General features: G+C 43.4%; 9 protein-coding genes and 1 pseudogene. 8 read left to right on the top strand and 2 right to left on the bottom strand.

The features are described 5' to 3' along the window. Positions 1-2 precede the first annotated feature (2 nt). The 7 genes from rplA (at position 3) to FTU71_RS05205 (ending at position 11,877) form a co-directional block, all read left to right on the top strand. Positions 3-698 (top strand): 50S ribosomal protein L1, encoded by a 696-nt coding sequence (gene rplA / locus FTU71_RS05235; protein ID WP_004975774.1) that lies wholly within the window; start codon positions 3-5, stop codon positions 696-698. A 321-nt stretch (positions 699-1,019) separates the two neighbouring features. Continuing rightward, on the top strand, positions 1,020-1,526 hold the full coding sequence (gene rplJ / locus FTU71_RS05230) for a 50S ribosomal protein L10 (RefSeq protein ID WP_096902333.1): 507 nt from the start codon (positions 1,020-1,022) through the stop codon (positions 1,524-1,526). A gap of 48 nt (positions 1,527-1,574) precedes the next feature. Further along, positions 1,575-1,946, top strand: coding sequence for a 50S ribosomal protein L7/L12 (gene rplL / locus FTU71_RS05225; protein WP_004975779.1), 372 nt, complete (start codon positions 1,575-1,577; stop codon positions 1,944-1,946). A 306-nt stretch (positions 1,947-2,252) separates the two neighbouring features. Next, complete coding sequence (gene rpoB, locus FTU71_RS05220) at positions 2,253-6,341, top strand: DNA-directed RNA polymerase subunit beta (protein WP_180111582.1); 4,089 nt, start codon at positions 2,253-2,255, stop codon at positions 6,339-6,341. A gap of 158 nt (positions 6,342-6,499) precedes the next feature. Beyond that, the gene (rpoC, locus tag FTU71_RS05215; RefSeq protein WP_096902331.1) at positions 6,500-10,699 is read left to right on the top strand and encodes a DNA-directed RNA polymerase subunit beta'; all 4,200 of its coding nucleotides are present in this window, start codon (positions 6,500-6,502) and stop codon (positions 10,697-10,699) included. A 151-nt stretch (positions 10,700-10,850) separates the two neighbouring features. Beyond that, positions 10,851-11,411 carry a hypothetical protein gene (locus FTU71_RS05210; protein ID WP_131260964.1) on the top strand — a complete coding sequence of 187 codons (561 nt, stop codon included), beginning with the start codon at positions 10,851-10,853 and terminating at the stop codon, positions 11,409-11,411. A gap of 109 nt (positions 11,412-11,520) precedes the next feature. Further along, positions 11,521-11,877, top strand: coding sequence for a DNA transfer protein p32 (locus FTU71_RS05205; protein WP_096902329.1), 357 nt, complete (start codon positions 11,521-11,523; stop codon positions 11,875-11,877). Between the two features lie 102 nt (positions 11,878-11,979). Here FTU71_RS05205 and FTU71_RS05200 read toward each other — a convergent pair whose 3' ends face one another. Next, positions 11,980-12,831 (bottom strand): alpha/beta hydrolase, encoded by an 852-nt coding sequence (locus tag FTU71_RS05200; RefSeq protein ID WP_180111580.1) that lies wholly within the window; start codon positions 12,829-12,831, stop codon positions 11,980-11,982. A 208-nt stretch (positions 12,832-13,039) separates the two neighbouring features. After that, positions 13,040-13,525 carry a DUF4442 domain-containing protein gene (locus tag FTU71_RS05195; RefSeq protein ID WP_096902327.1) on the bottom strand — a complete coding sequence of 162 codons (486 nt, stop codon included), beginning with the start codon at positions 13,523-13,525 and terminating at the stop codon, positions 13,040-13,042. A 102-nt stretch (positions 13,526-13,627) separates the two neighbouring features. Here FTU71_RS05195 and FTU71_RS05190 point away from each other — a divergent pair. Then, a pseudogene (locus tag FTU71_RS05190) lies at positions 13,628-13,780 on the top strand (IS982 family transposase); the annotation flags it as partial.

The following is a 13,780-nucleotide window of genomic DNA, read 5'->3' as shown; positions in this document are numbered from 1 at the left end:
ATATGGCAAAGTTAACTAAACGTCAAAAAGCCATTGCTGCTGCTGTAGAAGCAAACAAAGTTTACACTTTGGAAGAAGCAGTTGAAGTTCTAAACAACCTTCCTGCTGCTAAATTCAAAGAATCTTTGGATGTTGCGGTAAACCTAGGTGTTGACCCACGTAAATCTGATCAGGTTGTTCGTGGTGCGACTACACTTCCTGCAGGTACTGGTAAAACTGTACGTGTAGCTGTTTTCGCTCAAGGTGCTGCTGCAGAAGCTGCTAAAGCTGAAGGCGCAGACGTAGTTGGTTTCGACGACTTAGCTGAAAGCATTCAAGCGGGTAACCTTGACTTTGACGTTGTGATTGCAGCTCCGGATGCAATGCGCGTAGTAGGTAAGTTGGGTACGATTCTTGGTCCACGTGGCTTAATGCCAAACCCTAAAGTGGGTACTGTAACTCCTGACGTTGCGACTGCAGTTAAAAATGCAAAAGCAGGTCAAGCGCGTTACCGTGTAGACAAAGCGGGTATTATCCACGCTGCGATTGGTCAAGTTGGCTTTACTGCTGAAGCAGTTCGTTCAAACGTTGAAACCTTAGTTGCTGACTTGAAAAAGTTAAAGCCTGCAACTTCTAAAGGCGTATACATCAAAAAGATCACTTTGAGCTCTACTATGGGTCCTGGTCTTGTTATTGATGTACAGAACGTTTCTAACTAAGTCTGACTTAGAAAGAATTTTAAAGTCCTGAAAAGTCTCCTTCTCCCTCTGGGAGAAGGTCGGGATGAGGGTTAAACCTCTCCCTAACCCTCTCCTAGCAGGAGAGGGGGACATTCAGGCGGACTTTGAATTGGTAAATGAGAATTTATCAGCGTCAAAGACCTCAGGCGAGAGTAGTTTTATGCTGCTTTCTTAATCTTCCAGCCTGGGTAGACGCGGTGGTGTGATTTATTCCTCCTCCGCGTGTAAGTTCAGCAATGAATTTACGAATTGGGAGTGTGCTTCACGTAAGCACATAAATCACCGTTAGGAGGTTTTACAATGGCTCTTCTTATCGAAGACAAAAAACAGATCGTAGCAGAAGTTAACGAAGTTGCTTCTAAAGCGTTCTCTGCTGTTGTTGCTGACTATCAAGGTATGAGCGTTGAGCAATTAACGGCTCTACGTGTTGAAGCGCGTAAATTAGGTGTTACTACACGTGTTGTACGTAATACTTTGGCTAAACGTGCTTTTCAAGATACGCAATTCACGATCTTGAACGACAACCTTGTTGGCCCAACAATTTTAGCTTTCTCAACTTCTGAAGACGACATGGGTGCAGCTGCACGCTTGTTCGAAGAATTCGCTAAAACGAATAAAGCATTTGAACTTAAAGCTGCTGCATTTGACGGCAAACTTTATCAAGGTGCTGAAGTTAGCGTAATTGCGAATCTTCCGAACCAAGAAAAAGCGCTTACTATGCTTGCAAACGTTCTTCAAGCTCCTATTTCGAAATTGGGTCGCCTTATTACTGCGCTCAAAGAGAAAAACGAGTCAGAAGCTGCATAAGCTTAAATTTATTTCCACACCATTCAATTTCCATTTGGAGTTATTCTCATGGCTTTAACTAACGAAGAAATCTTAAACGCAGTTGCTGAAAAAACTGTTCTTGAACTTGTTGAACTTATCTCTGCTTTCGAAGAGAAATTCAATGTATCAGCTGCTGCTGTTGCTGTTGCTGCTGCTCCAGGCGCTGGCGCTGCTGCTGCAGAAGAGCAATCTGAATTCAACGTTGAGTTGACTTCTTTCGGTGCGAACAAAGTTGCTGTAATTAAAGCAGTTCGTGAAGCTACTGGCCTTGGTCTTAAAGAAGCTAAAGACATCGTTGAAGGCGCTCCTTCAGTGATCAAAGAAGCTGTTTCTAAAGAAGAAGGTGAAGAGCTTAAGAAGAAACTTGAAGAAGCTGGTGCTACAGTTACACTTAAGTAATCTTAAGGGGAGTCGATTTTTTATAATCGACTCCAAAAAATGGCTGATGGCTCTTGGGTCATCAGCCTTTTTGCGTTACAATTATCGGCTCGATTTTTGTTTGAATGATGGGAAAACCATCGAAAACAATATAAATCAATAAAATCAAACGCTTACCAATATTTTTCCACATTTAAAAATATTGTTAAGCGTTTTAATACCACTAAAAATTGCAGCATTTGTAAAGAGTGGTGGCCATATCGGCCTGCGTAATTCCTTCTAAACCCGTTCTGCAGGCGGGTTTAGTTTACTTTCCGAGGACTCCAGATGGCATACTCATATACCGAAAAGAAACGGATCCGTAAGAATTTTGGTAAATTGCCCCAAGTAATGGATGCACCGTACTTGCTTTCGATTCAAGTCGACTCGTACCGTACTTTCCTTCAAGATGGCAAAACTCCAAAAAGCCGCGAAGATATCGGTCTCCAAGCCGCATTTCGTTCAGTTTTTCCTATAGAAAGTTATTCTGGCAATGCTGCTTTAGAATTTGTTGAGTATAGTCTTGGTAAGCCTGAGTTTGATGTACGTGAGTGTATTCTTCGCGGCTCAACTTATGCGGCACCAATGCGCGTAAAAATTCGTTTGATCATTAAAGATCGTGAAACGAAATCAATCAAAGATGTGCGTGAGCAAGAAGTCTACATGGGCGAAATGCCATTGATGACGGATAACGGTACCTTTGTGATTAACGGTACTGAGCGTGTAATTGTTTCTCAATTACACCGTTCACCAGGCGTGTTCTTTGACCATGATAAAGGTAAGACCCACTCGAGCGGTAAAGTGTTGTATTCAGCACGCATTATTCCTTACCGTGGCTCATGGTTAGACTTTGAATTCGATGCCAAAGACCTCGTTTATGTGCGTATTGACCGTCGTCGTAAATTGCTTGCGACTGTAGTGTTGCGTGCATTGGGCTATAGCAATGAACAAATCCTAGACTTGTTCTTTGAGAAAGTACCTGTCTATTTAGACATGGGTAGCTACCAAATTGACCTTGTCCCAGAACGCTTACGTGGCGAAATGGCACAATTTGACATCACTGATACTGACGGCAAAGTGATTGTTGAGCAAGGTAAACGCATTAATGCGCGTCACGTACGTCAAATGGAAGCAGCTGGTCTTGAGAAGCTTTCAGTTCCTGATGAGTACTTGTACGAACGTATTACTGCAGAAGACATCCAGCTAAAAGATGGCGATGTGATTGCTGCAAACACCTTGTTAAGCCATGAAATCATGGTGAAACTTGCAGAAGGTGGTGTTAAACAATTTAACATCCTATTCACCAATGACATCGACCGTGGTTCGTTCATTGCGGACACCTTACGTGCAGATACAACTGTTGGTCGTGAAGATGCTTTGGTAGAAATCTACAAAGTGATGCGTCCAGGTGAGCCACCGACGAAAGAAGCCGCTGAAAATCTGTTCAATAACTTGTTCTTCTCTTCTGAGCGTTATGATTTATCGCCAGTAGGTCGTATGAAGTTCAACCGTCGTTTGGGTCGTCCTTACGAAGTGGGTACAGATCAGAAATCACGTGAAGTTGAAGGTATTTTGTCTAACGAAGACATTACCGATGTACTTAAAACATTGATCGAAATCCGTAACGGTAAAGGTGAAGTCGACGATATCGACCACTTGGGTAACCGTCGCGTACGTTCAGTGGGCGAGATGACTGAAAACCAATTCCGTGTTGGTTTGGTACGTGTTGAGCGTGCTGTAAAAGAGCGTTTGTCACAAGCTGAAACAGACAACCTGTCTCCGCAAGATTTAATCAATGCGAAGCCAGTGGCTGCTGCAATCAAAGAATTCTTTGGTTCAAGCCAATTGTCTCAGTTCATGGACCAAAACAACCCGTTGTCTGAAATTACCCACAAGCGTCGCGTATCTGCGCTTGGTCCAGGTGGTTTGACACGTGAACGTGCAGGCTTTGAGGTACGTGACGTACACCAAACTCACTATGGTCGTGTGTGTCCAATTGAAACGCCTGAAGGTCCAAACATTGGCTTGATCAACTCGCTTTCAGTTTATGCCAAATGTAACAATTTTGGCTTTTTGGAAACGCCATACCGTAAAGTGGTTGATGGTCGTGTAACTGATGACGTTGAGTATTTATCTGCAATTGAAGAAGTAGGTACTGTGATTGCACAGGCCGACTCTGCAGTAGATAAAGACGGCAACCTGTCTGAAGAGTTCGTTTCTGTACGTCACCAAGGTGAATTCGTTCGTATGCCTCCTGAAAAAGTGACGCATATGGACGTATCTGCACAACAGGTTGTATCTGTAGCAGCATCACTGATTCCGTTCCTTGAACACGATGACGCCAACCGTGCCTTGATGGGTTCGAACATGCAACGTCAAGCGGTTCCAACTTTAATTGCCGACAAGCCACTTGTTGGTACAGGTATGGAAGCCAACGTAGCGCATGACTCAGGTGTATGTGTGATCGCGAAACGTGGTGGTCGTATTGAATATGTTGATGCGTCACGTGTGGTGATTCGTGTTAACGAAGAAGAAATGATCGCAGGTGAAGCAGGTGTGGATATCTACAACCTGATCAAATACACGCGTTCGAACCAGAACACTTGTATTAACCAAAAAGTTTTGGTGAAGATGGGTGATAAGGTTGGTCGTGGTGATGTATTGGCTGACGGCCCATCGACTGATGGCGGTGAGCTTGCGCTTGGTCAGAACATGCGCGTTGCGTTCATGACTTGGAATGGTTATAACTACGAAGACTCGATCTTGCTTTCTGAGCGTGTACTTCAAGAAGACCGTCTAACGTCGATTCACATTCAAGAATTGTCATGTGTTGCACGTGATACCAAATTGGGTGCTGAAGAAATCACAGCTGATATTCCAAACGTAGGCGAAGCTGCACTGTCTAAATTAGACGAGTCAGGTATTGTTTATATTGGTGCTGAAGTGACTGCGGGCGATATCCTTGTAGGTAAAGTAACACCTAAAGGTGAAACGCAATTAACACCTGAAGAAAAATTACTTCGTGCAATCTTTGGTGAAAAAGCGGCTGACGTTAAAGATTCATCGCTTCGCGTGCCATCAGGTACTAAAGGTACAGTGATTGACGTTCAAGTGTTTACCCGCGATGGTCTTGAAAAAGACGAACGTGCGCAAGCAATTGAAAAAGCACAGTTAGATGCATATCGCAAAGACTTGAAAGAAGAATACAAAATCTTTGAAGAAGCTGCACGTGAACGTATCATCCGTTTATTGAAAGGCCAAGAGTCTAACGGTGGCGGTACAACCAAACGTGGCGACAAGCTTTCTGAAGATATGTTGTCAGGCTTGGCTTTAGTGGATTTACTTGAAATTCAACCAAGTGATGAAGCGATTGCTGAACGCCTAACGCAAATTCAAACCTTTTTGAAAGAGAAGAGCTTTGAAATTGATGAGAAATTTGCTGAGAAGAAACGTAAACTTTCTACAGGCGATGAGCTCACTACAGGCGTGTTGAAAGTTGTTAAGGTGTACTTGGCTGTTAAACGTCGCATCCAACCGGGTGATAAGATGGCGGGTCGTCACGGTAACAAAGGTGTTGTATCTAACATCTTGCCAGTAGAAGACATGCCGCACGATGCTAACGGTGTACCTGTTGACATCGTATTGAACCCACTAGGTGTACCATCTCGTATGAACGTGGGTCAGATTCTTGAAACACACTTGGGTATGGCAGCCAAAGGTTTGGGTGAGCAAATTGACAAGATGCTCAAACAACAACGTGAGATTGCTGAACTACGTGCGTTCCTAGACAAGATTTATAACAAAGTGGGTGGCGAGCAAGAAGATCTTGACAGCTTAACTGATGATGAAATCTTGGTGTTGGCTGGTAACTTGCGTGCAGGTGTTCCATTGGCTACTCCAGTATTTGATGGTGCTGAAGAAGGTCAAATCAAAGAATTGCTTGAACTTGCTGAATTACCACGTTCTGGTCAGACCGTATTGTATGATGGACGTACAGGCGAGAAATTCGACCGTCCTGTGACTGTAGGTTATATGTACATGCTCAAACTTAACCACTTGGTGGATGACAAGATGCACGCACGTTCTACAGGTTCTTACTCACTTGTAACGCAACAGCCGTTAGGTGGTAAGGCACAATTCGGTGGTCAGCGTTTCGGTGAGATGGAAGTCTGGGCACTTGAAGCATACGGTGCTGCTTATACGCTGCAAGAAATGCTCACTGTGAAGTCGGATGACGTTGAAGGTCGTACCCGTATCTATAAGAACATTGTAGATGGTAACCATTATATGGACCCAGGTATGCCTGAATCGTTTAACGTATTGACCAAAGAGATCCGTTCTTTAGGTATCAACATTGAACTGAAAAATGGTGACTAAGCATCTCCATTAAATCTCCCTAAATCCCTCTTTATAAAAGAGGGACTTTTCCCCCTTTGAAAAAGGGGGATTAAGGGGGATTAAAACTCAGTTAAAAAACAATATTTGTGACCCAGTTGGGCTGTGAAAACCAAGCGCCCAGCACACGGAGAAAAAAATTGAAAGACTTGCTCGATATCATGCGCAAAAAGACGGATTCAGACGGTCATGCTCCAGTAGAGTTTGATCGCATCCGTATTGGTCTTGCGTCACCAGAAATGATTAAGTCATGGTCTCACGGTGAAGTTAAAAAGCCAGAAACCATTAACTATCGTACGTTCAAACCAGAACGTGATGGTTTATTCTGTGCCAAAATTTTTGGTCCAGTAAAAGATTACGAATGCTTGTGTGGTAAATACAAGCGTATGAAATACAAAGGCGTCATTTGTGAAAAATGTGGCGTAGAAGTAACGACTGCAAAAGTTCGTCGTGAGCGTATGGGTCACATCGAACTAGCTTCTCCAGTTGCACACATTTGGTTCTTAAAATCACTTCCGAGCCGTATTGGTCTATTGTTAGACATGACTTTACGTGATATCGAACGTGTATTGTATTTTGAATCTTATGTGGTGACTGACCCAGGTATGACACCATTTGAGAAATACCAACTTCTCAATGACGAAGAATACTTCAATGCTTTAGAAGAGCATGGTGATGAATTCACAGCGAAAATGGGTGCTGAAGCGGTTCAAGATTTGTTGAAAGACATCGATCTTGAAGCTGAAATTGCGCGTTTACGTGAAGAAATTCCACAAACAACTTCAGAAACTAAGCTGAAAAAAGCATCTAAGCGTTTGAAGTTGATGGAAGCGTTCAAAGAGTCGAACAACAAGCCAGAATGGATGGTGATGAATGTACTGCCTGTACTTCCACCAGACCTTCGTCCGCTTGTACCACTTGAAGGTGGTCGTTTCGCGACTTCTGACTTGAACGACCTTTACCGTCGTGTGATTAACCGTAACAACCGTTTGAAGCGTCTTCTTGACCTTGCAGCGCCAGACATCATCGTACGTAACGAAAAACGTATGCTACAAGAGTCTGTTGATGCCTTGTTAGATAACGGTCGTCGTGGTCGTGCAATCACAGGTTCAAACAAGCGTCCGCTTAAATCTTTGGCAGATATGATCAAAGGTAAGCAAGGTCGTTTCCGTCAAAACTTACTTGGTAAGCGTGTTGACTATTCAGGTCGTTCGGTGATTACCGTTGGTCCAAACCTACGTTTACACCAGTGTGGTCTTCCGAAGAAAATGGCACTTGAACTGTTCAAGCCATTCATCTTTGCAAAATTACAAGCTTCAGGTCAAGCAACCACCATTAAAGCTGCGAAGAAAATGGTTGAGCGCGAAACCCCAGAAGTTTGGGATGTACTTGCATCTGTAATTCGTCAACACCCAGTGATGTTGAACCGTGCGCCTACACTTCACCGTTTAGGTCTTCAAGCATTTGAACCGATCCTGATTGAAGGTAAAGCCATCCGTTTACACCCACTCGTTTGTGCTGCGTTCAACGCTGACTTCGACGGTGACCAAATGGCGGTACACGTACCATTAACACTTGAAGCGCAATTAGAAGCGCGTGCGTTAATGATGTCGACCAACAACATCTTGTCTCCTGCGAACGGTGAGCCAATCATCGTACCATCTCAGGACGTTGTCTTGGGCTTGTATTACATCACGCGTGATGCAATCAATGCCAAAGGTGAAGGCATGGTGTTTGCAGATACGCACGAAGTAAACCGTGCATTGGCAACAGGTCAAGTTGACTTACACGCTCGCGTAAAAGCACGTGTACACCAAACCGTAATCAATGAAAATGGTGAGCGTGAGCAACAAACTATTGTTGTAGATACGACACCAGGTCGCTGCTTACTTTGGGAAGTCGTCCCTGAAGGTTTAAGTTTCGAGCAAATTAACCTAGAGATGAACAAAAAGAACATCTCAAAGTTAATCAACTCTTGCTACCGTAAATTAGGTCTAAAAGACACGGTTATTTTTGCAGACCAATTGATGTACTTGGGCTTCCGTCAAGCGACACGTTCAGGTGTTTCTGTGGGTATGGAAGACATGGTTATTCCACCACAAAAACAAGCAATTATTGAAAAAGCAGAAACTGAAGTTCGTGAAATTGAACAACAGTTCGAGCAAGGCTTCGTAACTGCGGGTGAGCGTTATAACAAAGTGGTCGATATTTGGGCACGTACCAACGACCAAGTTGCTAAAGCGATGATGGACAACTTGTCATTCACAACTGTGAAAAACAAACAGGGTGAAGACGAGAAGCAAAAATCATTCAACTCGATCTACATGATGTCGGATTCAGGTGCGCGTGGTAGTGCGGCACAGATTCGTCAGTTGGCGGGTATGCGTGGTTTGATGGCGAAACCAGATGGTTCGATCATTGAAACGCCAATTAAAGCGAACTTCCGTGAAGGTTTGACGGTACTTCAGTACTTCATTTCAACTCACGGTGCGCGTAAAGGTTTGGCCGATACCGCATTGAAAACAGCGAACTCAGGTTACTTGACACGTCGTTTGGTTGACGTTGCACAAGACTTGGTAATTACTGAGCCAGATTGCGGTACTTATGGCGGTTTAGTGATGACACCATTCATTCAAGGTGGTGATGTCATTGAAAACCTTGGTACGCGTGTATTAGGTCGTGTAACTGCAGAAGATGTGAAGAAAGCGGGTTCAGACGAAGTTATTCTGCCACGTAACACACTCATTGATGAAAAACTTGCTAACTTCTTAGAAGAGCAAGGTGTCGATGAAGTAAAAGTACGTTCAGTGGTATCTTGTGAATCGACCTTTGGTGTATGTGCGAAGTGTTATGGTCGTGACCTAGCACGTGGTCACTTGGTGAATCCAGGTGAATCTGTGGGTGTAATGGCTGCTCAATCGATTGGTGAGCCAGGTACACAGTTAACCATGCGTACATTCCACGTGGGTGGTGCGGCAAGCCGAACTTCTGCAGCCAATAGCGTACAAGTGCGTAACAAAGGTTCAGTACGTTTCCATAACGTGAAAACTGTACAACACGCTAAAGGTCACTTGGTATCTGTTTCACGTTCAGGTGAAATTGGTATTGCCGATGAGTTAGGTCGTGAGCGTGAGCGTTATAAACTGCCATACGGTGCGTCAATCTTGCTCAAAGATGGCGAAGCGGTAGAAGCTGGCGGTATTGTGGCGACTTGGGATCCACACACGCATCCACTTGTGACCGAAGTTGCGGGTAAAATCCGTTTCAGCCAAATTGCTGATGGCGTGACTGCAACCTCGAAAACTGATGATGCAACAGGTATGACCACAGTTGAAATCTTGCCAGTGACTTCACGTCCTGCGTCAGGTAAAGACTTACGTCCTGCTGTGGTATTAGACACTGTGGATGGTGGCGAACAGTTCTACTTCTTGCCACAGAACACGATTCTTTCTGTCCGTGATGGCGAAAATATCGGTGTGGGTGACGTTATTGGTCGTGTACCACAAGAATCTTCACGTACTCGTGATATTACCGGTGGTTTACCACGCGTTGCAGACTTATTTGAAGCACGTAAACCAAAAGAGCATGCGATTCTTGCAGAAGTGTCAGGTATCGTGAGCTTTGGTAAAGAAACCAAAGGTAAGAACCGTTTAGTGATTACACCAGATGATGGCTCTGAGATTTACGAAGAGTTGATTCCAAAATGGCGTAACATCAACGTGTTTGAAGGTGAGCATGTGAACCGTGGTGAAACCATTTCTGATGGTCCACAAAACCCACATGACATCTTACGCTTGAAAGGTGAAGTGGCATTAACCAACTACATCGTGAACGAAGTTCAAGACGTTTACCGCTTACAAGGTGTAAAAATTAACGATAAGCACATTGAAGTCATCGTGCGTCAAATGTTGCGTAAAGTTGAAATCACCGATGGTGGCGATACGAGCTTCATCAAAGGCGAACAAGTGGATTACATTCGCGTGGTACAAGAAAACCAAGCTGTACTTGCACAAAACAAGTTCCCAGCGAAGTTTGAACGTCAATTGATGGGTATCACCAAAGCATCGCTTTCAACAGACTCGTTCATTTCTGCTGCATCGTTCCAGGAAACTACACGTGTGTTAACTGAAGCGGCTGTAACAGGTAAAGAAGATGATTTACGTGGCTTGAAAGAGAACGTTGTTGTGGGTCGTTTGATCCCAGCAGGTACGGGTCTTGCTTACCACTTAGAGCGTCGTCGTCAAGAAGCTGAAGCTGCTGAATTGGCATTAGTGAATGATTTCTCTGATGTAGATCAAGCATTAAGCCAAGCATTTAGCGATGAATTTAACGATCTCTAATTCGTTTTAAAGCATCATTTAAAGACGCCTTTCGAGGCGTCTTTTTTTTGCCAACGTTTTAGTTGCATATTTTGCTTTAATAAAGCCGCAATATTGCATATAGTGAATTAAGAACAATTTAAAAATATCAAGAAAACTAAGGGGATAGCTTATGCAATTTAGAGGACTGACACTGTGTTTATCGGCAATGCTACTGAGTGTGTCTGTTTCGGCTGCACCAATGCCAAACAGCATTGTGGTGAAAGACAAAGCCATTGTGCCTATTCTAAAAACTGAAGTGATTCGTACAGTGACAGGTGAAAAGCCTATACGCCATGTAGAAGCCACGATTTTTGAAGTGAGCAATCAGGGTAAAGATATTGTGGCAAAGGAAGTTGTTTTTGATGATGATCAAGCACAGTTTTCAGAGAAACAATTGGGTATTCCTGTGATTCAAAAAGGTGGGGTGATTGTACCAACCTCAAAAATTGAGTTGAATAAAACCCTAAAGCAGGATGGTAAAGTCATTTCTGAAGTGAAAACGATTGATGCAGAAGGCATGGAATATAAGCAGGGGCAGGCGCCAATTCATCGCACATTAAAACTGGATCGGGTCAAAACGCCTGAAAGCAAAGAAACAGTTTCTCATGCTGTGTTTACTGAAGATGGTAAAACCACACGTGATGTGGTGGTAGTTGAAGAAGAGGGTACAGAATCCTTTATGATGCCTTAAGCATTTTACAGAAATACTCATATCTTACTGTGCTTGGTAACAGATTTTTCAAAGTTGATGCCGCAAGATGCACTACGCTTAAAATCAACAACAGCGGGGAGACATCGCGATGAAAAAAGTATTTAGCGTATTGGCAGTTGCAACTGTATCGACCATGTTAATGGCGGGTTGTGAGAGCATGAGTTCAAATGACCAACGTATTGGTGCAGCAGCATTAGGCGGTGCCGTTGGTGGCGCAGCGGGTAACAGCGTAGGTGGTAGTGTTGGTGCAGCAGCAGGCGCAGGTGCAGGTGCAGCAGTTGGAAGTAAAACCCAAGATGGTTCTAACCGTAACGCAACCTATAGTGGAATTGGCGGTGCGATTGGTTCAATTTTAGGTAAAGAAGTGATAGGTGGTAATGCAGGCGCTGCAATCGGTGGTGCTGTTGGTGGTGGTGCTGGTGCAGCCATCGAGCAAAAGCGTTAATCTGAATACGAACAGCCATGCCATCCTACTGAAGTATTTATATTTCAGTACATCCAACGCAGAGTCTTATGATTCTGCGTTTTTTATGCGCTAGCTGAAAAATTAATGCGTTTGGATAAATTGATTGACTGCTTGAGTATAAGCATTATTTTGTCCCAATGACTTGTTGATTTCAGCATGTGAAAGTCGGACAGGCAATAACTGGGTTTGAGTTCCGAATTTCTGTGCTTGTTGAATAAATTGTCGAGCTTGAGTACAGGGTTGATCTGCACGGATGGTTGAGCACACCGCGAGAAATGCAGGTAAAGCTTGATGTAGCTGAGCTATCGGAGAAAGGGCTTTCCAGTTGGAAGGTTGATCATCAAAGGCTTGATCATAAAAACGTGCATGACGTGTTTGCATTATCTTTTCTATATCATAAGCCGCGCTATCTAAAGCAACTGTAGCACGCCAAGGCTGTGGCTGGGGTGCCAGCCAATGGGGGCGAACGGTTAATAGACTGACCAGGTGTGCGCCCGCAGAATGTCCCATCAGCACCAAGCGTTTTGAGTCAGCATGCCAATGCGGTGCCTGATTTTGGATATAAATAAGCGCTTGGGCGATATCCTGAGTTTGCTGCTGTACGGTCACATCTGGAACTAATCTATAGTTGATAGACACAAAAATCCAGTTTTGTTTGGTCCAGTAACTCAGCTTATTTTTGACCACAGCAGCATGATTTTTATCACCCATTTTCCAAGCACCGCCATGGACCATCATCATGAGCGGGGCTGGTGTTTGATCTGTGAGTACTTTGGCAGGGAAATAGACATCCATCACTTGTTGAGGATGAGATCCATAAGCCACATTTTTCAAAGTCTGGACTTTGGTAAATGTATTCGGCACCAAAGCATGGAGGGATGTCGATGAATAGAAACAAAGTAGGGAAAAGATTGGCACAAGATTTTTTTTCATTTTAATGATCCTTTAATTTTAAATACTATCAATGTTCATAATTTTTATGATCCACTGATGTATCAACAGTAATACGTTAATTAATTCATACCTGCTCAAAAAGAGTAGAGAAGTTTGTCGGTGACATTGATCTTTTTGTCTTTTGATTAAAATAATATTACCAACAACGCAGAATCATTAGATTCTGCGTTTTTATGTGAGCTAAAAATTACGTTGCTACGGCTTTGGGCTTTTTACGTCGGATATATAACGTTTTATGCACTTCTGCAATTCGTACACCTGATTCATCGACAATATTGAGCGTATATTGACGTGTCAGAGGCGCATAGTCTTCTGCGATCTGTTTGATTTCCTCGACTTCAGCGGCACTCAGGCGAATATCGGCATACACCGTACTGCGTCCTGGGGCGAGGAAATGAATCGTTGCCGCTTTATCCCAAACAATATATGTTGAACCCAAGTGATGCATCAGAATGAGCATATAAAATGGATCGACCATGGAATAGAGGCTGCCGCCAAAATGTACGCCGACAATATTTTGATTTTTGCGGGTGAGTGGCATTTTGACACGGACATGGTGGTTGGCTAAATCGATTTGATCAATTTCAATACCTGCACCGCGATAGGGTGCATAACGATTTAAAAAATATTTAGAAATAAGTGGAATACTTTGTAGTTTTTTAAGCAGATTCATATGATTTTAACTAACCCGAATTACGGATAAGAAAAGCCCTTGAAAAAAAGGTAGTTAGAGCCATTTAGAAAGTTACGACACAACCCAAAGGCTCTAACTACCATGTACGATTTTACAGAAATTTTTTGTATTGTTGATGATTTTTTCAAAAAATTTGAACCCATCTATTGGCAATTTCTCAAGCAAGAAAACAAACGTCAACGTATCAGACAAGCAACGCTATCTTTATCAGAAATTGTGGCTATCTCCATCTAC

The organism is Acinetobacter sp. YH12136 (genome assembly GCF_013418545.1).
Classification (GTDB): domain Bacteria; phylum Pseudomonadota; class Gammaproteobacteria; order Pseudomonadales; family Moraxellaceae; genus Acinetobacter; species Acinetobacter towneri.
This window is presented reverse-complemented; position numbering and strand designations above follow the sequence as displayed.

What these genes read in the sequence shown, in the direction of transcription:
- FTU71_RS05210 (WP_131260964.1), top strand. Translation starts at nt 10,851, where the DNA reads ATGCAATTTAGAGGACTGACACTGTGTTTATCGGCAATGCTACTGAGT.
- rplJ (WP_096902333.1), top strand. Translation starts at nt 1,020, where the DNA reads ATGGCTCTTCTTATCGAAGACAAAAAACAGATCGTAGCAGAAGTTAAC.
- FTU71_RS05205 (WP_096902329.1), top strand. Translation starts at nt 11,521, where the DNA reads ATGAAAAAAGTATTTAGCGTATTGGCAGTTGCAACTGTATCGACCATG.
- FTU71_RS05195 (WP_096902327.1), bottom strand. Translation starts at nt 13,525, where the DNA reads ATGAATCTGCTTAAAAAACTACAAAGTATTCCACTTATTTCTAAATAT.
- rplA (WP_004975774.1), top strand. Translation starts at nt 3, where the DNA reads ATGGCAAAGTTAACTAAACGTCAAAAAGCCATTGCTGCTGCTGTAGAA.
- FTU71_RS05200 (WP_180111580.1), bottom strand. Translation starts at nt 12,831, where the DNA reads ATGAAAAAAAATCTTGTGCCAATCTTTTCCCTACTTTGTTTCTATTCA.
- rpoB (WP_180111582.1), top strand. Translation starts at nt 2,253, where the DNA reads ATGGCATACTCATATACCGAAAAGAAACGGATCCGTAAGAATTTTGGT.
- rplL (WP_004975779.1), top strand. Translation starts at nt 1,575, where the DNA reads ATGGCTTTAACTAACGAAGAAATCTTAAACGCAGTTGCTGAAAAAACT.